Source organism: uncultured Methanobrevibacter sp. (genome assembly GCF_902764455.1).
Taxonomy (GTDB): domain Archaea; phylum Methanobacteriota; class Methanobacteria; order Methanobacteriales; family Methanobacteriaceae; genus Methanocatella.
Genome location: NZ_CACWVY010000009.1, coordinates 1 through 22086, shown reverse-complemented (window position 1 = coordinate 22086; position 22086 = coordinate 1). Strand labels below are relative to the sequence as shown.

Annotated in this window: 20 protein-coding genes; 14 read left to right on the top strand and 6 right to left on the bottom strand. The window is 30.5% G+C overall.

Going from position 1 to position 22086, the window contains the following annotated elements; genetic code table 11:
• Positions 1-118: 118 nt before the first annotated feature.
• A complete protein-coding gene (locus QZU75_RS03305) occupies positions 119-1579 on the bottom strand; it encodes a sodium-dependent transporter (protein ID WP_296881530.1) in 1461 nt (486 codons plus the stop codon).
• A gap of 112 nt (positions 1580-1691) precedes the next feature.
• Here QZU75_RS03305 and QZU75_RS03300 point away from each other — a divergent pair, with 112 nt between their 5' ends.
• Positions 1692-2645, top strand: coding sequence for an arsenic resistance protein (locus QZU75_RS03300; protein ID WP_296881529.1), 954 nt, complete (start codon positions 1692-1694; stop codon positions 2643-2645).
• A gap of 275 nt (positions 2646-2920) precedes the next feature.
• On the opposite strand, the gene QZU75_RS03295 is transcribed toward QZU75_RS03300, so the two are convergent.
• A complete protein-coding gene (locus tag QZU75_RS03295) occupies positions 2921-3553 on the bottom strand; it encodes a flavodoxin family protein (protein WP_296881528.1) in 633 nt (210 codons plus the stop codon).
• A gap of 95 nt (positions 3554-3648) precedes the next feature.
• Positions 3649-5034, bottom strand: coding sequence for a carbon starvation protein A (locus QZU75_RS03290; protein ID WP_296881527.1), 1386 nt, complete (start codon positions 5032-5034; stop codon positions 3649-3651).
• 374 nt (positions 5035-5408) lie between these two features.
• On the opposite strand from QZU75_RS03290, the gene QZU75_RS03285 reads away from it, so the two are divergent.
• From QZU75_RS03285 to QZU75_RS03235, 11 genes are all read left to right on the top strand, one after another.
• Positions 5409-5708 carry an STAS domain-containing protein gene (locus QZU75_RS03285; protein WP_296881526.1) on the top strand — a complete coding sequence of 100 codons (300 nt, stop codon included), beginning with the start codon at positions 5409-5411 and terminating at the stop codon, positions 5706-5708.
• A 397-nt stretch (positions 5709-6105) separates the two neighbouring features.
• Positions 6106-6486: a putative zinc-binding protein gene (locus tag QZU75_RS03280; RefSeq protein ID WP_296881525.1), complete on the top strand. Its 381-nt coding sequence runs from the start codon at positions 6106-6108 to the stop codon at positions 6484-6486.
• Positions 6487-6520: 34 nt separating this feature from the next.
• A complete protein-coding gene (locus QZU75_RS03275) occupies positions 6521-7174 on the top strand; it encodes a flavodoxin family protein (RefSeq protein ID WP_296881524.1) in 654 nt (217 codons plus the stop codon).
• Positions 7175-7482: 308 nt separating this feature from the next.
• Positions 7483-7989 (top strand): hypothetical protein, encoded by a 507-nt coding sequence (locus QZU75_RS03270; protein WP_296881523.1) that lies wholly within the window; start codon positions 7483-7485, stop codon positions 7987-7989.
• Positions 7990-8233: 244 nt separating this feature from the next.
• On the top strand, positions 8234-9184 hold the full coding sequence (locus tag QZU75_RS03265) for an AraC family transcriptional regulator (RefSeq protein WP_296881522.1): 951 nt from the start codon (positions 8234-8236) through the stop codon (positions 9182-9184).
• Positions 9185-9404: 220 nt separating this feature from the next.
• Complete coding sequence (locus QZU75_RS03260; protein WP_296881521.1) at positions 9405-11195, top strand: ABC transporter ATP-binding protein; 1791 nt, start codon at positions 9405-9407, stop codon at positions 11193-11195.
• Positions 11196-12941: an ABC transporter ATP-binding protein gene (locus tag QZU75_RS03255; RefSeq protein WP_296881520.1), complete on the top strand. Its 1746-nt coding sequence runs from the start codon at positions 11196-11198 to the stop codon at positions 12939-12941.
• A 40-nt stretch (positions 12942-12981) separates the two neighbouring features.
• Positions 12982-13563, top strand: coding sequence for an MptD family putative ECF transporter S component (locus tag QZU75_RS03250; RefSeq protein WP_296881519.1), 582 nt, complete (start codon positions 12982-12984; stop codon positions 13561-13563).
• Positions 13564-13573: 10 nt separating this feature from the next.
• The gene (locus QZU75_RS03245; protein WP_296881518.1) at positions 13574-14293 is read left to right on the top strand and encodes an energy-coupling factor transporter transmembrane component T; all 720 of its coding nucleotides are present in this window, start codon (positions 13574-13576) and stop codon (positions 14291-14293) included.
• Positions 14286-15740 carry an energy-coupling factor ABC transporter ATP-binding protein gene (locus tag QZU75_RS03240; protein WP_363139635.1) on the top strand — a complete coding sequence of 485 codons (1455 nt, stop codon included), beginning with the start codon at positions 14286-14288 and terminating at the stop codon, positions 15738-15740. Before QZU75_RS03245 ends, QZU75_RS03240 begins: the two co-directional genes overlap by 8 nt.
• A 281-nt stretch (positions 15741-16021) precedes the next feature.
• Entirely contained in the window at positions 16022-16240 is a 219-nt protein-coding gene (locus QZU75_RS03235) for an isoprenylcysteine carboxylmethyltransferase family protein (RefSeq protein ID WP_296881517.1), read from the top strand.
• Between the two features lie 60 nt (positions 16241-16300).
• Here the strand turns inward: QZU75_RS03235 and QZU75_RS03230 are convergent, their stop codons facing one another.
• Together QZU75_RS03230 and QZU75_RS03225 are read right to left on the bottom strand one after the other, a co-directional pair.
• Positions 16301-17080 carry a class I SAM-dependent methyltransferase gene (locus tag QZU75_RS03230; RefSeq protein ID WP_296881516.1) on the bottom strand — a complete coding sequence of 260 codons (780 nt, stop codon included), beginning with the start codon at positions 17078-17080 and terminating at the stop codon, positions 16301-16303.
• A 169-nt stretch (positions 17081-17249) separates the two neighbouring features.
• Positions 17250-17960, bottom strand: a complete 711-nt coding sequence (locus QZU75_RS03225; RefSeq protein WP_296881515.1) for a tRNA threonylcarbamoyladenosine dehydratase — start codon at positions 17958-17960, stop codon at positions 17250-17252.
• Between the two features lie 101 nt (positions 17961-18061).
• Here QZU75_RS03225 and QZU75_RS03220 point away from each other — a divergent pair, with 101 nt between their 5' ends.
• Both QZU75_RS03220 and QZU75_RS03215 read left to right on the top strand, forming a co-directional pair.
• Entirely contained in the window at positions 18062-18820 is a 759-nt protein-coding gene (locus QZU75_RS03220) for a TatD family hydrolase (RefSeq protein WP_296881514.1), read from the top strand.
• Positions 18821-18838: 18 nt separating this feature from the next.
• Positions 18839-19573 (top strand): class I SAM-dependent methyltransferase, encoded by a 735-nt coding sequence (locus QZU75_RS03215; RefSeq protein ID WP_296881513.1) that lies wholly within the window; start codon positions 18839-18841, stop codon positions 19571-19573.
• 2 nt (positions 19574-19575) lie between these two features.
• Here QZU75_RS03215 and cobQ read toward each other — a convergent pair whose 3' ends face one another.
• On the bottom strand, positions 19576-21111 hold the full coding sequence (cobQ, locus tag QZU75_RS03210; protein ID WP_296881512.1) for a cobyric acid synthase CobQ: 1536 nt from the start codon (positions 21109-21111) through the stop codon (positions 19576-19578).
• Between the last annotated feature and the right edge of the window lie 975 nt (positions 21112-22086).

Below are 22086 nucleotides of genomic sequence, written 5' to 3'. Positions count from 1 at the left end.
CTTTTTTTAGAGTAATTATTTTTAAAATTTGTTTTTTGTATAGTATTTATTACATTAGCTATCAGCATGTTAAAAATTTTGATAAGTTTGTCGGGGTTGTATAAATTAGATTAATTGATTATATTGTATTTTCCGATGATTTTTTCCTATAAAATATTGCGGATAATACTAAAACTAGTATAATAATTGTCATATCGACAATTAATTCAAATTGATTTGCATTCATGAACAGGTCAATTATTCCAATTAACCAGATAATTACCAGAAATATTGGGAGAATGTATTTGATGGTTGTTGTCCAGATAAAACCGACTTTTATTCTTGATTTTTCATTTAATGCCGGAATTACTTTTTCAGCACCATAATACCATCCAAATATTACACATTGGATTGCGATTAAAAGCAATATTCCGAATTTGTTGACAAATCCGTCCACAATTCCGACAAGATAACTGCTTATTCCGCATGTGAAAATCAGTGAACATAAACATCCGATAATACTTAGAATGGTTACTAGTTTTTTACGGCTCATATTGGATTTTGATGAAATTGAAGCTATTATAGGTTCAAAAAATGCAAATGCTGAGCTTATTCCTGCAAATAATACTGCTAAAAAGAATAAAGGTGCTAGAATGCGTCCTGCAAATCCCATTAAACTAAATATTTTTGGAAATACTACAAATATTAATCCTGTTCCTTCACTAACTAATTGAACCATTGGTGTTCCGGATGTTGCAGACATATAACCTAGGATTGAAAATACTCCAAATGCAGTAAATATTTCAAAACTGGAGTTTGATGCAACAACAAGGAATACATTATCGGTTAAACCTTTATTGTCTGATAAGTATGATGCATATGTTAGTGCTAAAGCTTCACCTATTCCCAGAGAGAAAACTATTTGTGAAAAAGCAACAATCCATATGTTAATGTCCCATAAAAGATTCCAATTGGGATTAATTAGAGCATTTATTCCAATACTTGCTCCAGGCAGTGTTAATGCAAAAATAACAATGATTGCCATTATGATAAATACGGCAGGTATTAAAATCTTTGAAGCAAGTCCTATTCCTTTATCAATTGACCTGTGGGAGATAAACCATAAAATAATCCATGAAGCTATCACTCCACCGGCTATTGGAATGAAGAATTCGCCAATTTTTGAGAGATTTTCGCTTCCCCCAACATTTTGAACAAAATATGCTGCAGTATCGCTTCCCCAGCTAAAAGTAAAACTTTTAACAAGATAGAATAAATCCCAGCTAATTATGACCATATAATATATTAACACAATGGATATTGAGAAAATAAGAATCCAGGCTATATATTCAAATTTAGGATTAATCGATTTAAAAATCTCACTAAATGATTTTTTAAATGAAAATCCGATGCCGTATTCCAATATCAGAAATGGAATTCCCATAAGAAATATTGCAACAACGTAAGGAACGAAAAATGCTCCTCCTCCATTGGAGTATACTATATAACTGAATCTCCATATATTTCCAAGACCTATTGCAACTCCAATCATTGCAAAAATAAATGTCAGTGTTGAATCCCATTGGGCCTGTTCACTCATAAATTAATGTTTGTTTATAAATTAATATTAAATATTTCCAATTTTTTTTAAGTTTAAATAAAAATATATATTATTAAATACAAAATTTAGTCATGCCTAAATTGGTGATGTTATGGATTTAATAGAAAAACTGGAACCCGTAATAATATTTTCAGCTGTCATTATTGGATTATTATTCAGTAATATTCAAATTATAGCCGATAATACTGATTATTTGATAAATATATTTTTATGCTTAATGCTTTATGGTTTATTCCTTGAAGTTGACTTAAATGAGCTAAAAGACAGTTTTAAAAATATTAAATTCACATCAACAAGTTTGATAATCAATTTTTTATGGACACCTTTATTTGGATATTTCATAGGATCACTATTTTTAAGGGGAAATGTTGATATTTTAATAGGATTTTTCATGTTAATACTAACTCCATGCACAGACTGGTATTTGGTATTTACAAAAATAGCAAAGGGAGATTTAACTTTAAGTCTTTCAATACTTCCGATAAATCTTGTATTGCAAATAATATTACTTCCATTTTATTTAATTTTATTTTTTTCAACTGCAAATTCACTAGATTATTCACAATTGGCCTATTCTCTTATTATAGTTATTGTAATCCCATTTGTTGCGGCACAAATTACAAAATTCATATTGAACAATAATCTAAAAGAAAAAGCAGCTGAAATAATGGGTAGTTTACAGATATGGTTCTTATCTCTTGCGGTATTTTGCATTTTTGCAAGTCAGGGTGAATTATTGTTTGAAAATTTAAACTCTATTGTTGTTCTGTTTGTTCCTCTGATTATATTTTTCATTGTAAATACAGCTATTGATTTGTTATTGTCTGAAAGGATTAATTTCACATATTCAGAATATGCAAGCTTAACAATGACTACATTAGCACGTAACTCTCCATTGGCACTTGCTATTGCAATAAATTCATTTCCGGGTCATGAACTAATTTCGATAGCACTGGTAATTGGTCCATTGATAGAATTGCCTGTATTGTATATTGTTTCCAGATTCTGTTTAATGATTAAGGATTCCGATTTATTTTTCAACTAGTTTCCTATTTTTCTTTCTATTTTTTAGACATAATGCACTATATGAATAATCAATGAAGTCATTAATTAAATTGAATCTATTGTAATTACTTATAATTTAATGATTTGCAATTTTCATTAACGGTAATGCTTTTCAAAATCAATTTAATTTTTAACTCGGCATATATATCAACCATTTTTAAAAAAACAAGTTTCTACTAACTAATGCTTGTCGTTAATGTTGATCAGAACAGCAATTTCATTTAGTGTGAAATTAACCAATACCTGTTTTTTGTATTACAATACTAATTTTTTTCCTTTATCAAAAGCAATCTTTCTTTCTTTTGGAAAAATAGTTTCGTGTCTTTCATATCTTTCTTCAGCATTGAAAAACCATGGCCAGTCAGTTTTGCTGTAATCTTTAAGCTGGAGTGTTTCACCGCTAACAAAAACTTCTGTTGGCCCTACAAAAGAGTCAAATACATTTTTATAATTTTGAATCAAGGTTTCATAAAAATCATCTGGGGCATTACTGGTCATGATGAGCAAGGTTGGAATTGGATTTTCATTACAGCAAGGAACTTCCTCATTGTATGTTAAATTCTGAAAGACCAATCTTTCATAAAGTGCCCTAAAAGATGCGGTTAGTTCGCTTAAATAATTTGGAGAGCCTATAATTAATCCATCTGCTTCACGAATTGCATCTAATACTTCTTTTAATCCGTCACGGCGTATGCAATGTCCTTTAAATTTTTCTTTTTTACATCCAAAGCAAGAAATGCAACCTGTGTATTTTTCTAAACGGTAGAGATTGAATTTTTCCACTTCTGCTCCGGCAGATTCTGCACCGCTTATTGCTTCATCAATTAATGTGTCAGTATTCCATCCTTTTCTAGGGCCTGCGTTAACTGCTATTATTTTTTTAGTCATTTATATCACCTTTTAGAAAATTATCTATGAATTAAGATAATTAAATAATTATTAGTTTAGTTTTAAGATTTTAATAGCTATTTTCTATTAATTTGCTATTTGTATTTTTTAAGAAATATTGCTGTTATAATGGCTGTTGCAATAATTGAAATTATATTTGATATCATTGAAGGCAGTCTTAATCCTTCTGGTGCTTGAAGGATATATGCAAATGCAATTAAAGTACATACTATCGCCGGTGCTAATGCAATAATGTATTGCTTTTCTTTTTTAATTAGATATACGCTCGCAGCATATAGCACTATTGTAGCTACTATCAATTGGGACCATGCGAAATATCTCCAGATTAAACTGAAATCAATAAAAGTCAATCCAAAGGATATTAAAAACAGAGGAATTCCTACTTCAAGTCTTGAAATTATTTTTTCATGGTTAAGATGAAGTTGATCTGCAATGGTTATTCTTGAACTTCTAAGTGCTGTGTCTCCAGTTGTAATAGGGCAGACAACAACTCCAATGATTGTTAGTAATAAACCGACAGGTCCGACCAAAACTGTTGCCATTCTATTAACTGCCACTGCAGGTGATGCATTATAAATTGCGGCAAGTTGAGGCTGACTGTGGAAAAATGCCATTGCAACAGCTGCCCAAATAAGAGCAACAATTCCCTCTAAAACCATAGCTCCAAAAAATACAGGTCTAGCGTCATTCTCATTTTCCATACATCTTGCAACAATCGGAGATTGGGATGCATGAAAACCTGAAATAGCACCACAGGCAATAGTGACAAACAGATATGGGAAAATGTTTTTGTCAGTTAAGTACAATCCGCTTGTTGTAAATTCGGGGATAGTGTATGCAGGATTTATGAATACTCCTACAATCATTATCAATGCCATAATCAATAAAAACGCTCCAAAAATAGGATATATTTTTCCAATAATTTTATCAATTGGAAATATGGTGGCAATAATGAAATAAAGAAATATTATTGTTATGCAAATAAGTACGGGGATACTGGTCAAGTTGCTGATTAAATCTGCAGCTCCTTTTGCAAAAGTAGCTGAAACAAGAATTCCTGTGAGAATTATGAGGACTGCAACATATTTTTCAATTCGGTTTCCCAAATATTTTGAAACAATCTTTGGCATGGTTAAACCGTCATTTCTAAGGGACATGTATCCTGAGAAGAAATCATGAACTCCTCCAATGAAAATTGTACCGAATGTAATCCATAGGAATGCTGCAGGACCAAATAAAGCACCTTGTATTGCTCCAAAAATAGGTCCTAAACCTGCAATATTTAAAAAATGAACTAAAAAATTCTTTGCTCTGGACATAGGCATATAGTCCACTCCGTCCTGTAATCTATGGACTGGGGTTTCGCGGGTTTCATCTACGCCGGCTACTTTTTCAATAACTTTTCCATAAATAAAATATGATGCAATCAAAATCAATACGCATGTAATAAAACTGTACATTATTATCATATTATTTTATTTTTATTATAAATTATTTTGTATGAGTGTATAATTTTGAATAAATATTAAGTACGTTCTCCGTTGTAATAGTATAAAATTGAAAATTGCTTTTTAAAACTTCTCAATAAACATAAAAAAATTATTTAAAACAATTGAAGAAATTTTAAAAAGAGTTTATTTAGTATTAAAATATTGAGACAAGGATAATCTGATTTTTTAAAAATCACTTAAATTCCTGAAAGTAACTGAAGACATAAAAAAACAAGTTTTATATGTTTAAAAATTTATAATTATGAATATAATATTTTATCAATAGTAAACATCTATTTAATAATTAAAATTATTTTAGTTTAAAAATTCATTAAGTGATTTATATGAAAATTGAAAAGAAATATAATGAAAAAGAGTTAACAATGGAAGTTGGAGACCGTGTTGATACTGTTACTGCACCTGATTTTGAAAATGAAGTCATGGATGAAATGGGCAAGTTTGATTCATTAATTTTTGATTTTTCTAACTTGGAATATATTTCAAGTGCAGGTTTACGTGTTTTAATTGCAACTCAAAAGAAATTGAATGCTGAAAATATTCCAATGGTTATTAGAAATGTTAATGATGCTATTATGGAAATATTGGTTATTTCAGGTTTTGATAAAATATTTAAAATTGAATAAAAATTTAATTTATCTAAATAATGCAATAATACCCTAACTTTATACGTTAGGGATGAATTGTGCATAATGATATTGCTTATCTAATGAACTTTAAATAGTCACATTGCATACTGATTAATGGCAATGACTAGACTATTTAAAACTTTTTTTTTCTACGATATCCCAGTTAAAAAAGTAAAATATTAATATGTGTAAAATTGTCTGAACCATGGGGACTAGTGTAGCCTAGGATTAATATCTAATAACCAATGATATATTATAAAAACCTAGGAATTTTCAACATCTAAAAGTTGGTTTAGTTTAAATGAAAATTCTTACTGTGCAAAAAGAATATTGAATGATTGCGCTTCAAAAAGAGGAATAACTTTAAAGTTAAGAAATTGATATTGGTGAGTTAATGAAAGATAAAATTGCATTGGCACCATGCAATGGCATGAGTGCAAACGGTTTGATTTCCCGGGTGGCGGTTGGAGACTGCAGGAGCGAACATAAAAATATTATTTCAATTTGCATGGGTTCGACTTCAGCTGATATTGAAGGTAAAAATGATGAGATGCTTAAAAAATATCCTATAGTGGCAGTTAATGGATGTCCAAATGGATGTGTTAACATAATCCTGAAAAATAAGGGAATTGATGTAAGTGAGACTATTGCAGTAAATGAAATTTTAGATGAATTTGAAGTATCTGCAAAAGATCCTTTCAGATTAGACAGTGAAGCTGAAGATTGCGTAAAAATAATTAAAGAAGAACTGAATAAAACCATCCGAAAAATATAAGAATATTAATACCCTGAGTAATATAGTTCACATCATGAATATAGTTGTTATTAATGCAAGTCCGAGAAAAATGGGAAACACTGCACAGCTATGCAAAAAGGTAGTTGATGGTGCAGTGGATAATGGTGCAGATGTAGAATACATTGAGTTGTATAGTTATGATTTTAAAGGATGTATGAGCTGTTTTGCATGTCATTTAAAAAAGAATCTTGAAAATCCGTTATGTTTCTGGAGAGATGATTTAAAGGAAATCCTTAAAACATGCCTTAAGGCAGATGCAATTGTTTTGGGAACTCCAATCTATTACGGATCAATATCTTCATATGCTCAGGCATTTTTGGAAAGATTGCTTTTTGCTGCGGATACTTATCTAATTGATGAAGACGGCAACAGAGTATCTAAAATTAAAAAGGAAGTAAAAACAGCAATGATATACACTATGAATGTGCCAAAGGAAATGGATTATTTCAATGGCGAAGACCAGTTGGCCATCATGAGAGGATACCTTTCAACTATTTTTGGAGAATGTGAATCATTATATGCATATGATACAAAACAATTCAAACAGTATTCTGCCTATGTTAACAATATGTTTGATCCTGAACATAAGATTGAAAGCGAGAAAACACAATTTCCAAAGGATTTGCAAAGGGCATATGAATTGGGCCAGAGGTTATCTGAGGAATAATTTTATATTCCTTAGACCCGCAATTTAAAATCAATTAACATCTGACGATTGTGCGAATAATTAAATATTATGTGTCAATTTTAAGATGTTATATTTTAGATATAATACTATTGATTAATGGATAAGATAATTATTTTGTTTATAATTTTTAATTTTAAATAGATGTAAACTCATAGTTTAAATTTTAATCATGTTTAATATTAGATATATTTTTTTTGTTTTAATGAATTCATTTTTTTTTAATAAAAATCAAAAAGTTTATTTATTGAATTAATAAATTATTAATTATATAAATACGATGTGATATAATGAGTTTTGATGAACAAAAAGAAAAACTTTCTGTAAAAATTGATGAAAAAAAAGTTCAATATGAAGAAAAAAAAGCACAAGCAAAAATTAAACGTGAAGAAAAAAAATTAGAATTAAAAGAATCATACACTGAAAAGAAAATATCTGCTCACATTGAAAAAGCTATTAAAATAATGTATAAAGTTGAAGATGATGTGGACAAAGATGTAATTAAATTATTAGATGCTACTGATGCTGAAATTGAAGCTGGTGAAGAACCAATAGAATTTATTTTATTTAAAACACAAAATAAATTACAAGAAATCTTATTAAAAGCTCTTTTGAAATTGCAAAAAACTAAAAATGATTTAATTAAAAATCTTGTAAAAGACATGAAAGATGTAAATGAATTAGTATCCATTGAAGAAGATATTTCAGTTGTTAAAGATGAAATGGATGAAATTTCAACTCTTTTAAATGAAAAAATTGACATTGAAAAAGAAACATTAAATTTAAAATCTGAATAATTTCTGATTTTTAAAGAAAAATATCGTTGAAATATTTTTTCAATGATTTTTTTCATATTTTTGGATATCTCTTTAGATATCTACTTTTTTTTGACAATCATTTACAATAATGAAAATTAACTGATTTTTAAACTGTAATAATGGTTTTGGTAACTATATACGCTCTGCAAAGCAATACTTTGATATTTCTCTAAAGTAAAGTATTCAATTAAAATTTAAATAAAATCGATTTCAAATTAAGCATATGAATGAAAATCTTTACGGAATGTTTGACAAAGTTGTACAATCTGAATTTTCAATTATAGGTGATGATTCAAAAAAGACAATCGTATTGGGAAAAAATGCTGAATACGGAAAAATGGTCACTTACTCTTTATTTGATGGAATTATCATAGCTTTTATTGACATCCAAATTGACAATATAAATAATGTATTTTTTGAAGATGAAATTCCTTCTCGTTTACTTCAGATTAATCATTGCGCTAAAGGCAGATATTCCTATGCAATTGGTGATGATAAAATTGTTTATTTTGGGAAGGGGGATTTGTGTGTTGGTATTTATGATGTAACTAAAACACATTCTGATTTTCCTTTAGGATATTATGAAGGATTGGAGATTTTCATTGATGTTGATGTTGCAAATGAACGGATTAAGGAACTTATTCCTGATTTGGATTTAATTGAGTTATATGAGCATTTAGAAAAATCCAAAGGTTATAGGTTAGTTAGGTCAAATCAAAAAATCGATCATGTAATTGGTGAGTTATATTGTGTTGATGAACGAATTAAAGAGTCTTATTTTAAATTGAAATGTTTGGAATTACTTTTATTTTTCTCTATATCTGCGGAATCTAAAACAGAATCACTTTCACTTTCTAAAAAGCAAGTTGATATAGTTGAAGACGTTAAAAATGAGTTAATTGGTGATTTAGAAAGTAAGATTACTATTGATGATTTGGCTGATAAGCATGGTATAAGCAAAACAGCTCTCAAAAATTGTTTTAAGGAAGTTTATGGAAAACCAATTTTTAAATGGAGAAAGGAGTATAAACTGGATTATGCTTGTCGTTTGCTTGAAGATGATGAGTTGTCTATCTCTGAAATCTCCAAAAAAGTTGGTTATGCTTCTCCTTCAAAGTTTAGCCAGGCATTTAAGGAGTATGTTGGATGCACACCATCTGAATACAAAAATTAATATTTGTCTTTTTGGTATATTTTTGTCTTTTTAGTTCAAATAAATTTATATACTTATTTTAAAAATACTTAATAATGAAAATAAGGAATGTCTAATTATTTTTTTTAATATTTCTTTAAAATTGTTCTTTTAATTATTTTTAAGATATTTTAAAGCATTGTCCTTTTAGACTTCATTTAAATTTTTAGGCATACCTAAATTAAATTATAAGGAGTTTATTATGTCAAATACTCAAAGTAAAAATAAATTTATACGATTATTAAATTATTCGGGTAATTATAAATATTTATCAATCTTGGGCATGATATTATCTGCTTTAAGCGCAATATGCCTGTTAGTTCCATTCATATATATTTGGAATGTAGTTAATGCTCTTTTAACTGTCGCTCCCAACTTCAGTCAGGCTCAGAACCTGGATGTTTATGCATTTAACGCATTTGCATTTGCAGTTGGAGGAATTGTTTTAAACTTTTTTGGTTTAATGGGTACACACTTATCCGCATTCAGAAATGAAAAAAACATGAAGGATGCGGCTGTAAATCATTTGCTTAAACTGCCTTTGGGATATTTTTCAAACCATACTAGCGGTGGACTTAGAAAAGTAATTGATTTTAGTACTTCAAAAACTGAAACATTCTTGGCTCATCAATTATTTGATTTGGTTGGTGCTGTTGTAACTCCAATAGCATTTTTAATATTGTTGTTCAGTTTTGATTGGCGTTTAGGATTTGTCTGCATTATTCCGATTATCCTGTGTTTTATATTTATGTATCCGATGTTTTCAAGTGAATCTCAAAATCTGATGGTTGAATATCAAACATACCTTGAAAAAATGAATGCGGAAGCAGTGGAATATGTTAGAGGAATTCCAGTTACAAAAGCATTTCAACAAAGTGTTTATTCATTTAAAAACTTTATTGATGCTATTAGAAATTATGGAAAATTCTCCGCAAATTATTCATTGTCTACACAACTTCCAATGACCTCTTTTACAGTGTCAATCAATGGATTTTTTGCTCTGTTGATTCCCGCAGGTATATTGCTTGCAGGATCTGTTGTCGATAGAAAATTTTTTGCCGATTTCATGTTCTATATAATATTCACACCAATCTGTGCAGTAATGATGAACAGGATTATGACAGTTTCTCAAGACTGGATGTTAGCAAGTCATGCTTTAGAAGGGATTGAAGAGATTTTAGCAGAAGAACCTTTGGTTGAAGCATCAAATCCTCAAAAACCTAAAAATCATTCAATCGAATTTGAAGGTGTCTATTTTGACTATGAAAAAACTGATGCTGATGAACATATACTAAATGATATTAATTTTAAAATTAATGAAAATGAAACTGTCGCATTAGTTGGACCTTCTGGTGGAGGTAAAACCACGATAGCTTCTCTAATTCCTAGATTCTGGGATGTTAATGAAGGTTCAATTAAAGTTGGTGAAGTTGATGTAAGGGATATATCAACAAAAGAATTAATGCAGAATATTTCATTTGTATTCCAGAATACTACATTGTTTAAGGATTCAATTTACAATAATGTCGCTATTGGTCGAAAAGGCGCCTCAAAAGATGATGTTAAAAAAGCCCTTAGTTTGGCTCAGTGTGATGATATCATTGAAGAACTGCCGGATGGTATCAATACAGTAATTGGGACTGAAGGAACTTATCTTTCAGGAGGTCAGCAACAGAGAATAGCTCTTGCACGTGCAATCCTTAAAGATGCTCCGATTATCATTCTTGATGAAGCTACCGCATTGGCGGATCCTGAAAACGAATATATGATTCAAAAGGCAATCTCTGAAATTACTCGGGATAAAACAGTTATTATGATTGCTCATAGATTGTCCACAGTAAAGAATGTGGATAAAATATATGTAGTTGATAATGGACGAATTGTAGAGAATGGTAATCATAATAACCTTGTTGAAGATGGCGGTCTTTATTCAAGGATGTGGGATGAATTCAACAAATCCATTCAATGGAAAGTGAAAAGTGAGGTGGCATAAATGATATTTGAATTTTTCACACGACGATTTGGACTTACAAAACAGGGTTCAGATAATTTGATTAAGGGCATAATCTACACTGCCCTTTTAAATATATCATTCATGTTGCCGGTGGGTCTATATGCATTACTCATCTATATGTGGGTAGAACCGTTAACCGGCGGAGAAATTATTGAGCCAAACCTTGGCATGTTTATTTTATTGATATTGATTGTTTTGGGAATTATCTTTGCATTTGCCTGGAAACAATATCATTTTGTATTCAATACAACTTATACAGAAAGTGAAAAAAGACGTATTAATCTTGGTGAAAACTTAAGGAAACTCCCATTGTCCTTTTTTGAAAATAGGGATCTGGCTGATTTGACTGCAACAATCATGAATGATTGTACAGATTTGGAGCATGTTTTTTCACATGCAATTCCTCAATTGCTTGGTTCTATAATTTCGTTATGTCTTGTTGCAATTGGTATGTTTATCTTTGACTGGAGATTAGCTATTGCGCTTTTATGGCCTGTTCCGGTTGCCTTTGCGATTTTATGGGTATCAAAAATTCTCATCTATAATGGTGGGGAAATTGTAATGGAAGATTTGCTTGATTGTGGTGATACTATGCAGGAATGCATTGAATCAGTCAGGGATTTAAAATCATATAACTATGAAGAGGAATATTTTGGAAAAATAAACAGATTAACATCCAAAATTGAAAAATCAAGAATCAAAGCAGAATTGATGGCTGCTGCAGGGGTCATTACAGGTAAAGTTGTTCTGAATTTAGGAATAGTTTCTGTAATCCTTTTGGGTTCCTATTTAATAATGGGTTCACAGGTATCTTTATTCACACTTTTAATATTCCTGATTGCTTCTGCTACAGTTTATGCACCTGTTGAAAACGGATTGATGTTTTTATCTGAAATATTGATGATGGATATAAAAATCGAAAGAACCAAAGAAATTGAATCATTGGTGGTTGATGATGGACTGACTGATTATTCTTTAAACGGGTATGATATTGAATTTGATGATGTCGATTTCAATTATGATGAGTTAAAAAATGTTTTAAATGACATTAATTTCACAGCTAAACAGGGTGAAGTTACAGCACTTGTTGGCCCGTCAGGTGGAGGAAAATCCACAGTCTCAAAACTGGCAGCAAGATTCTGGGATCCTGTTTCTGGGAGAGTAACTTTGGGTGGCCAGGATTTATCAAAACTGGATTCGGAAAAACTTTTGGAAAACTTTTCAATCGTTTTTCAGGATGTCATATTGTTCAATAATTCAATTTTGGAAAATATCCGTGTCGGTCGAAAAGATGCAACAGATGAAGAAGTTATTGAAGCTGCAAAACTTGCCGAATGTGATGAATTTGTACAAAAACTCCCTGATGGATATGATACCATAATAGGTGAAAATGGGGAGCTGTTGTCTGGTGGTCAAAGGCAAAGAATATCGATTGCAAGAGCAATGCTTAAAGACGCAAATGTTATTCTTTTAGATGAGGCAACTTCATTTTTGGATGTTGAAAACGAATCCAAAATCCAAAAAGCATTATCTGAGCTAATTAAAAACAAAACTGTAATTATCATAGCTCATAGGATGCGTACAATTGCAAATGCAGATAATATTATTGTTCTTGATGATGGTAGAATCGTTGAGCAAGGTTCACCGGATGAGTTATTAGCTCAAAACAATCTGTTTAAGAAAATGGTTGATTTACAAAATTTAAGTGGGGAATGGCAAATTTAATTGCCATTTCATTAAATTTAAAGATTAGGAGGAAATTTATATGAGTGAAAGATTAAACGTTAAAGATTTAATCACTGTAGGTATATTCTCGGTGATACTTATTGTTTTAATATTTGTTTTCGGAATGTTAGGTTATATTCCTATGGTGATGTTGGCACTTCCGGTTTTATCCGCATTAATTTGTGGAATTCCATATATGCTGTTTTTAACAAGAGTTTCTAAATTTGGAATGGTTACTCTGTTAGGTTTGATTATGGGTATTGTGATGTTTTTAAGCGGACATACATGGGTGCCTATTGTAACATTTACTGTATGTGCATTAATTGCAGATGTTATATTAAAAATGGGAAATTATTCTTCAATCAAAAATTCAATTATCAGTTATGCAGTTTTCATATTGGGTATAATGGGTAATATGTTACCATTCTTCATTTTAAGGGATGTATTTATGTCTGCTATGCGTACATCAATGGGAAATGACTATGTTAATGTTATTGCACCATATTTGCAAACCAATTTTTTAATAGTTTTAGTTATCTTAACTTTCATTGTTGGTTTAATTAGTGCATATATTGGTAAAATAGTTTTGAAAAAACATTTTATTAAGGCGGGTATAGCTTAAGGTGATGTTGATGGGATTAGAACTAAATTTTAATTTAGATCCTCGAAGTAAAATTATTATACTAGCTATTTTAAGTTTTATGGTTTTTAATGATATATCATTATATGCCAGTGGCGTTTTAGTTTTAATTCCCTCTGTTTGTTTGTTCTTTTCAAATCATAGAAAATCTGCATTAATATATGTTGTAGTTTATGCATTGGCAAAATATATTCAGATTTCTGTTCTCCCTACTTCAACTGGATTTATAGCAATTGTATTAATTACTTTTAGTTATACTGCCACCAGAATGTTGCCAATTCTTATGATGGGATATTATACTATTTCAACTACAAAAGTAAGCGAATTTATTGCATCAATGGAAAAAAGTAATATTCCACGTCATATAATTATTCCAATTTCAGTTGTTTTTAGATATATCCCATCAGTTTTAGAAGAAATCAAATCTATAACCAATGCAATGAAAATGAGAGGATTTGGATTTAATCTTAAATCCTTTAAAAACCCATTAAAGCTGATTGAATTTTACATGATTCCAATTTTAATCAGTGCAGTTAAAACTGCAGATGAACTGTCAGCAGCTTCCCTTACGAGGGGTCTAAGTAATCCTGAACCTAGGACTCATTTGATTGAAGCGAATTGGACTAAATTTGATTACGCCCTTTTAGCAATCACATTTATTGGCTTTGGAATTTATGTATATAACTTTTTAAGAGGTGTTCTAATTGCTTAAAATGGAAGATGTTTCATTTACCTATGAAAACAATGGTACTGCCCAAAATTTAACTGATATTAATTTAAACATTAAAAAAGGAGAAGTTATTCTGCTCTGTGGTGAGTCCGGATGCGGAAAAACAACGATTACACGCTTTTTAAATGGATTAATTCCTAATTTCTTTAATGGGGAGCGTGAAGGAAATGTCTATTTAAAAAATGGTCTAATTAGTGAAATGCCGATATATGAAATTTCAAAACATGTAGGGTCTGTTTTTCAAAACCCCAAAACCCAATTTTTTAATGTTGATACAACTTCAGAAATTGTTTTTGGATGTGAAAATCTAGCAATGGATGTTGATGAGATTAAAAAGAGATTCAATAGTGTAGTGGATGAATTTAACATTAAAAATTTGATTGATAAAAATATTTTTAAATTATCTGGAGGTGAAAAGCAAAAAATTGCATGTGCATCAGTATCTGCAGTTTGTCCGGATATTTTTGTTTTGGATGAGCCTTCTTCTAACTTGGATTTCAGGTCAAGCTGGGATTTTGAAAATATTATTAAAAAATGGAAAGAACAAGGAAAGACGGTAATTATTGCTGAGCATAAACTATTCTTTTTAAATGATGTGGTTGATAGAGTTATTTTTATAAAAAATGGAAAAGTCAATAATGAGTGGTCAATTGAGGAATTTAAAAATTTAAATCATAGAAATTTAGGATTAAGACAATTAAACTTGGATAATTTGCAGTTTAAACATAAAGAATATTATTCCGATAATCATGAATTTTTAGAACTTAAAAATTTCAAATTTAATTATGGCAAAACTCAAGTTTTAGACATTGATGATGTTAAAGTTCCAAAAAATGAAATAATAGCTATTATTGGTAAGAATGGCGCTGGAAAATCAACATTCGCCAACTGTTTATGCGGTCTTAAAAAATCATGTAAAGGTGAGCTAATTTGTAATGGAAAATCTCTAAAGAGAAAGGATAGGCTTAAAAAATCTTATATGGTAATGCAGGATGTCAATCATCAATTATTCACAGAAAGTGTTCTAGATGAAGTGCTGCTAAGCATGGATGAGGAGGATGTGGATTTGGCTGAAGAAATTCTTAGAAATCTAAATCTGATTCATCTAAAAGATGCCCATCCGATGGCATTATCTGGTGGTGAAAAGCAGAGGGTGGCAATTGCATCAGCTATTGCATCTAAAAAAGAGATATTGATTTTTGATGAACCGACAAGTGGGCTTGACTTAAAAAATATGATAAAAGTTTCTGATAACTTAAGGTATTTGCAGAGTTTAGGAATTACTTCTTTTATCATAACTCATGATTTTGAATTGATTTGTGAGGTATGCTCTCATATAATTCATTTTGATCAGGGCAAAATTGCGGGTAATTATAAAATTGATGAAAGTAAACTTAAAGATTTCTTTTTAGGTGGTGGTGGGAATTGAAATTGAATTAATCAGAATAAATTTAGGCATACCTAAATTATTTATATTATAAAAACAATAATTATAATATGGATGAAAATCATTTGCCAATTTTTGGTATAGGGCCATATTTAATTTCAGTAATTGGAATAATAACAATTACTTCCTCCATATGCTCTTATTATCATTTAATCCCAATCTATAAAATAAATGAATTAAATATGGTCTTTTTAATTTTAGGGATATTTTTTCTGGATTCCTGCGCTTTTTTTCTCAGAAATGGATAAATTGAAAACAATAATTTGATTATAAATGGAGTATATGATTATGTAAGACATCCGATATATACTGCATTATTATATAGCAGTTGGGTTAATATTGATTTCTCAGAATATCTTTCTATTTGTATTGTCTGTAATCTTTTGGCTATTTTTAACGGTTATATGATAAAAACAGAAGAAAATATTGTGTCCTTTTCAGATAAGTTTTTAGAATGGATGGCCATTGTTGATATAAAATGATTTTTTTTTTAAATGTAATCTAAGCTAGTGCTTATAGCAGCACCAGCTCAAATGTAGTGTTTATTTTGCCAGTACTGCAATATAATCCATTCTTTTTCTTAATAATGGAAGCCAGGTAATAATCTTATAATGAGGTTTATAGACATTCACGCCATCAAATAGGTTAACGTCTTTTATCCATTTAAAGTTAGGGTTGAATTTTGTCAGTTCATGGCCTTTTTCAACACCCCATATGAATTTGGTGTCAGTATCTTCTATTGATGCTTCTTTTGTATTTTCCACTGAAACAGGAGGCATTATCTCCATGAAAATTGTGCATTTGTCAAAGTTGTCATCTATTATATTTATGATATTTTCAACATCTTTTTGAGTTAAATACATTGTTAATCCTTCAACTATAAATAAAACATCATTTCTTATTTGAATTTCCTGAGCCCAGTTAGGATCCATTGCGGAATATGCGAGAGTTGTTACTCTGTCGGTATCTTCAATGTATTTTAATCTGTAATTGGCAGAATTTTCCAAATCGACATTATACCAATTGATTTTACCATTGTCCAGTCTGTTGAATCGTGTGTCCATTCCTGATGCAATATTGACTATTGTACATTCTGGATGAGCATTTATATATTCTTTTACCATTTTATCCAGCACTATTGTTCTTGCAATTGTTCCAAGCTGCATGAATCTGTCCTTTTCAGCTATGCTGAAATCATAATCGACTTTTGAAATCACTTCTATTGCCTTTGAATCATAGAATTTATGATTTTTTTGCTGGGAATGTTTTGCTTTAGCAAATAATGTTAAAAGCATTGTTTTTTCTACACCTTCTAAATTCATATGTATTTCTCCATTATTTAATTTATATTTATATAATGGTAGGTTAGGATACTATATAAATTTTTATGTATGCCTAAATTTTTTAAAGAACACTTGTTTTATCGCTTGAAATTATTAAAATGTATTTGAAAAATTAGGGGAGGTTTGGAAAAAATATTAATTTTGAAAATCAGTTGATGGCGATGTCTTTTATTACTTCTCCCGCAATAATCAGTCCAGCAACAGAAGGCACAAATGAAACACTGCCTTTTACTTTATACTTTCTATTTTGATTTATAGCACAGTCGTTAGTGTTTATCGGATGTTCCTTTGAATAAACCACTTTTAATTTTTCTATATTTCTCTTTTTTAGGTCCTTTTTCATTATTCTGGCAAGCGGACATACTGAAGTTTCATAAATGTCGGCCACTTCAAACATTGTAGGGTCTAACTTGTTTCCGGTTCCCATTGAAGAAATTACAGGCACATCAAGGGCATCACAGCTGCAGATAATAGCTATTTTGGCCATTATTGTATCCACACAGTCGACGGCATATGAAAGGTCCTTTGTAATGATGTCTGTTTTTGAATCGGCCATATAAAATTCCCTGTGGATTTCAACATTTGCATCCGGATTGATTTCTAAAATTCGCTCCTTCATCAAGTCAGTTTTATATTTTCCGATTGTATTTTCTGTTGCAATCAGCTGCCTGTTGATATTGCTTTTATCTATCTTGTCAAAGTCTATCAAAACAAAATTGCCCACTCCGCTTCTGGCAAGTCCTTCACAGACAAAAGAACCTACTCCTCCAAGGCCGAAAACTGCAACCTTGGCATTTTCCAATTTTTTCATTCCTTCATTTCCAACTAACATTTCTGTTCTTGAAAACTTGTCTTCCATTTCCTCTCACCAAAAATTTAATTTAATCTGACTAATTATATAATAATTGAAAACGAAACAATAAAAACTTAATCCAAAAAATCTTTTTAAGTGATATTTTTATGTTAATAGATACACATTGCCATATTTATAAAAGTGAGATGGAAAATGCACAGGAGATTATAAAAGAGGCCGCAAAAAATGATATCTCAATAATATTGAATGGTACTGATCCTCAAAGCAATTTGGAAATACTGGAACTGTCAGACAAATATAATAATGTCTATGCGGCTTTAGGATATTTCCATACGTTTGCAGATAAAATAACTGATGAGGATATTTCATTATTGGATAGCCAGCTTGAAAATGATAAAGTAATTGCAGTTGGAGAAATTGGTTTGGATTATTATTATACTAAAGAAAATAAAGACAAACAGAAGGAATTATTTGAAGAGATGTTAAATCTTGCCCAAAAGCATGATTTGCCGGTAATAGTCCATTCAAGAAAGTCAATACAGGATACATTTGATATATTAAAAAAACATGATGTGGTTGGTTCTATGCATTGTTATCAAGGTTCTGCTGAAATGGCTCAGCAATTAATTAAATTAGGTTTTTATATTGGAATTGGGGGTCCAATTACTCACACTAACAACAAGAAAACAAAAAGAATGGTTAAAAAAATAGATATTAATCATATTCTTGTTGAGACAGATTCTCCCTATTTAACTCCTGAAGAAAAAAAGGGAGAAGAAAATACCTCACTGAACTTAAAATATATAATTGGAAAGATTGCAGAAGAATTAGGTATGCAGGAAGATGAAGTCATAAGAATAACTGCACAAAATGCAAAAAGATTATTTAATTTGACCATTGATTAAGGCAATTTGAGGTTCAATATGGAAATACCGTTATATTTTTATCTGGCTTATGAGGGTTTGGAGCGATTGTCTCCTGGAAGTGCAGATACAACATTAAAGGCAATTGATAAAGTTAACATTAACAGCAAGGCAAACTTAAACATTTTGGATATTGGCTGTGGCGTGGGTTCATCTACAATTCTTCTTGCCAATTATTTTGAAAATTCTGAAATTGAAGCTATAGATTTGTTTAAACATTACTTGGATGTTTTAAATGAGAAAATTGCTGAAAATAATTTTGAAGATCGGGTATTTAGCTATTGTATGGATATGAAAGACCCTGATTTTGCCAATGAAGAATTTGACATCGTATTTGCAGAATCATCAATTGAGGTCATCGGATTTAGAAAAGGTTTAAAAGAGTGGAAACGACTGTTGAAGCCTGGTGGATATATAATTGTTTCGGATATTTCCTGGATTAAAAAACCGTCAGCTAAAAGTGTAAAATTTTGGAAAAATATATACTCTGAAGTTGATTCCATTGAAAATAAGATAGCACAAATAAGAAATGAAGGTTATGAATTCATTGATTATGTAATTGTTCCAAAGGAAGACTGGAAAGAATTCCATAAAAAATTAGAAAAAAATCTGGACTCGTTAAGTATTGATAAATCGGCAAAGGAATTTGTTAATGTGCTGAAAAAGCAGATCACCTTTTTTAGACAAAATAGCGATGAGTACAGCTATGTATTTTACATTATGAAAAAATGTTAATGTTATTCTTTTTTGCCGAAAATCAGCTCGTCGATGATGTCCATATCCAAATTCTCTTCAACAATTTCAGCAAGTCTGTTGAGGGAATAGTCTTTCTGGGTTTCATAAGGATCTTCACCATATCTGGCTTCAAGGCCTTTTTTAACCCTGATATAATTTAAAAATTCTCGTCTGAAGTTGTAATTGTGAAAGATTCCATGGAAATATGTTGAAAATACATTCCCGTTTGAAGCTCCGTCAATATATCCATCATCGTTGTTTCCCTGACCTTTTTTAATGTTTAACAGTCCGCAGGAATTTATTAGATTGGTGGTTCCCTCATGGATTTCATATCCATTGACTACCTCTCCTGTGATGTTTTTAAATATTTCTCCTGCAAGGCCTTCAATGTTATCAGGAATTGTTGCGGTTGACTGGGTAACAATTTTACCTTCTCTTGAAAAGCTGGATTCAATATCTAAAAGACCCAATCCTTCAATTGTTCCGTGCTTTGATTCACGTTTATCTTCATCATAAATGACATTGCCTAAAATCTGCAGACCTCCGCAAATTCCCACTATCGGAATTTCAGACGCTTTTGCAATGATTTTATCTGCAAGTCCGCTTTCACGAAGGGCAAACATGTCCTCTGTAGAATTACGGGTTCCTGGGATTATAATGGCATCCACATCTCCTATATCATCATTAATGCCTATCATCTTAAGAGCCACATCTTCTTCGTATTCAAATGGGTCGATATCTGTAAAATTGGCTATTTTAGGCAGGCGTATGACTGCGATGGTAATGTCTTTGTCTTCAGCAAAAACGTGTGTGGTAAGTGATGCTGAGTCCTCTTCAGGCAGTTTCAATGTTTCATCATAAGGAAGCACTCCTAAAACAGGTTCTCCGGTTATCTCTTCAATTCTGTCAAGGCCAGGTTTTAAAATATCAAGATTGCCTCTGAACTTATTGATAACGGTTGCTTTTAGACGTGACCGGTCATAATCGTCAAGCAGAACATATGTTCCTGCTATTGCTGCAAAAACTCCTCCCATTTCGATATCTGCAATTAAAATTACATTGGCATCTGCAAGATGGGCAATTTCCATATTTGCAATATCCTGGTCCCTCATATTTATTTCAGCAGGAGAACCTGCTCCCTCAATGACAATAATGTCATACTGTTCTGATAGAATTTTAAAACTTTCTTTTATTGCATTAAATGCTGTATCATGGTATTTGTGCTGGTAATCATAGAAGTTCATATCTCCAATTGATTTTCCCTGAATGATTACATTGGATGTAAAATCCCCCTTTGGCTTTAGTAAAACAGGGTTCATGTGTATGCTGGGCTCAATCATTGCCGCTTCTGCCTGCAGCATCTGAGCTATTCCAATTTCCCCATCTTCTTTGGTGGTATATGAATTCAAGGACATATTTTGAGATTTAAAAGGAGCTATGTTATATCCTCGATTTTTATATATTCTGCATAATGCTGCTACAAGCATACTTTTTCCGGCGTTTGATGAGGTTCCCTGAACCATGATACATTTTGTCATATAGGAATATATTTAGTTAATGTTATAAATAATTTAAAAATGAGATTTTTTTAATCTCATTTGAAGGAGGGTATCTCTATATCTGGGGTTTAATAATGTACTGACTGAACATAATTAACAAGAGATGTTCTCCTCCAAACTCGATTTATAGGAATAAATTATTGAAAATCAATCCTATAATTATTATTTTAAAGTTATTTAATATATATTTTTATGTTTTTTTAATGTTATTTAATTTAAATTTGTAAAAAATTTATTATAATCAATCAATTTGTAATATATTTGATTATATAAAATATTTTTTTCATCGATATTTAAATAGGGTAATATCATTAATTTCATTTTTGATGAAATATGGTTCTGATTTTAGTAACTTTTATTTCATATAATCTATTTTAATAAAAGAATATACAGTGAAATTTGTTTCTTTAAAAAAGAGAAAAGCAGATTGAAATTTAATCATTAAAAATTAGCAGGTTTTCACTGAAAATTGCAAGTAACGTACAGAAATATTAGTATATATTCAAATTGAACTTGCATTAAAATTTTGGTTTGTCATCTTGTCTTGCAAAAACATATTTTCCAAACTATCAAACAGTTGAAAAAATAATAGTTGATGAAAAAATTTACTCTTTTAGAAAAAGTTTTGAAAAATAGTTTTTTTGTGACAATGTCTATATTGCAGGAGTTTAATCCTACAATACTACCCTTTAGACATTATCTTTAAATACCCATTAATTGGAGGTTAACTTTTGTGTTAACTCTCTTGTGTGTTATTTATTATGGAATGTTATATATAAATCTAATTATTTCATGTGAATGTAATTAGTTAGTGTTCTTTTCAGGCGAAAAGGCCTCTCGAAAACTTCGGGTAGTGTTTTCTAACATTCCTTCACAGAAATTGAATTTAACTAATTACTTTTAATGGGAGGTGAAGTGAGACATTATCTCTCTATCATGGTGTGCATTAATATC

Coding starts and splice junctions, on each gene's coding strand:
- QZU75_RS03305 (WP_296881530.1), bottom strand. CDS start 1,579: ATGAGTGAACAGGCCCAATGGGATTCAACACTGACATTTATTTTTGCA.
- QZU75_RS03300 (WP_296881529.1), top strand. CDS start 1,692: ATGGATTTAATAGAAAAACTGGAACCCGTAATAATATTTTCAGCTGTC.
- QZU75_RS03295 (WP_296881528.1), bottom strand. CDS start 3,553: ATGACTAAAAAAATAATAGCAGTTAACGCAGGCCCTAGAAAAGGATGG.
- QZU75_RS03290 (WP_296881527.1), bottom strand. CDS start 5,034: ATGTACAGTTTTATTACATGCGTATTGATTTTGATTGCATCATATTTT.
- QZU75_RS03285 (WP_296881526.1), top strand. CDS start 5,409: ATGAAAATTGAAAAGAAATATAATGAAAAAGAGTTAACAATGGAAGTT.
- QZU75_RS03280 (WP_296881525.1), top strand. CDS start 6,106: ATGAAAGATAAAATTGCATTGGCACCATGCAATGGCATGAGTGCAAAC.
- QZU75_RS03275 (WP_296881524.1), top strand. CDS start 6,521: ATGAATATAGTTGTTATTAATGCAAGTCCGAGAAAAATGGGAAACACT.
- QZU75_RS03270 (WP_296881523.1), top strand. CDS start 7,483: ATGAGTTTTGATGAACAAAAAGAAAAACTTTCTGTAAAAATTGATGAA.
- QZU75_RS03265 (WP_296881522.1), top strand. CDS start 8,234: ATGAATGAAAATCTTTACGGAATGTTTGACAAAGTTGTACAATCTGAA.
- QZU75_RS03260 (WP_296881521.1), top strand. CDS start 9,405: ATGTCAAATACTCAAAGTAAAAATAAATTTATACGATTATTAAATTAT.
- QZU75_RS03255 (WP_296881520.1), top strand. CDS start 11,196: ATGATATTTGAATTTTTCACACGACGATTTGGACTTACAAAACAGGGT.
- QZU75_RS03250 (WP_296881519.1), top strand. CDS start 12,982: ATGAGTGAAAGATTAAACGTTAAAGATTTAATCACTGTAGGTATATTC.
- QZU75_RS03245 (WP_296881518.1), top strand. CDS start 13,574: ATGGGATTAGAACTAAATTTTAATTTAGATCCTCGAAGTAAAATTATT.
- QZU75_RS03230 (WP_296881516.1), bottom strand. CDS start 17,080: ATGAATTTAGAAGGTGTAGAAAAAACAATGCTTTTAACATTATTTGCT.
- QZU75_RS03225 (WP_296881515.1), bottom strand. CDS start 17,960: ATGGAAGACAAGTTTTCAAGAACAGAAATGTTAGTTGGAAATGAAGGA.
- QZU75_RS03220 (WP_296881514.1), top strand. CDS start 18,062: ATGTTAATAGATACACATTGCCATATTTATAAAAGTGAGATGGAAAAT.
- QZU75_RS03215 (WP_296881513.1), top strand. CDS start 18,839: ATGGAAATACCGTTATATTTTTATCTGGCTTATGAGGGTTTGGAGCGA.
- cobQ (WP_296881512.1), bottom strand. CDS start 21,111: ATGACAAAATGTATCATGGTTCAGGGAACCTCATCAAACGCCGGAAAA.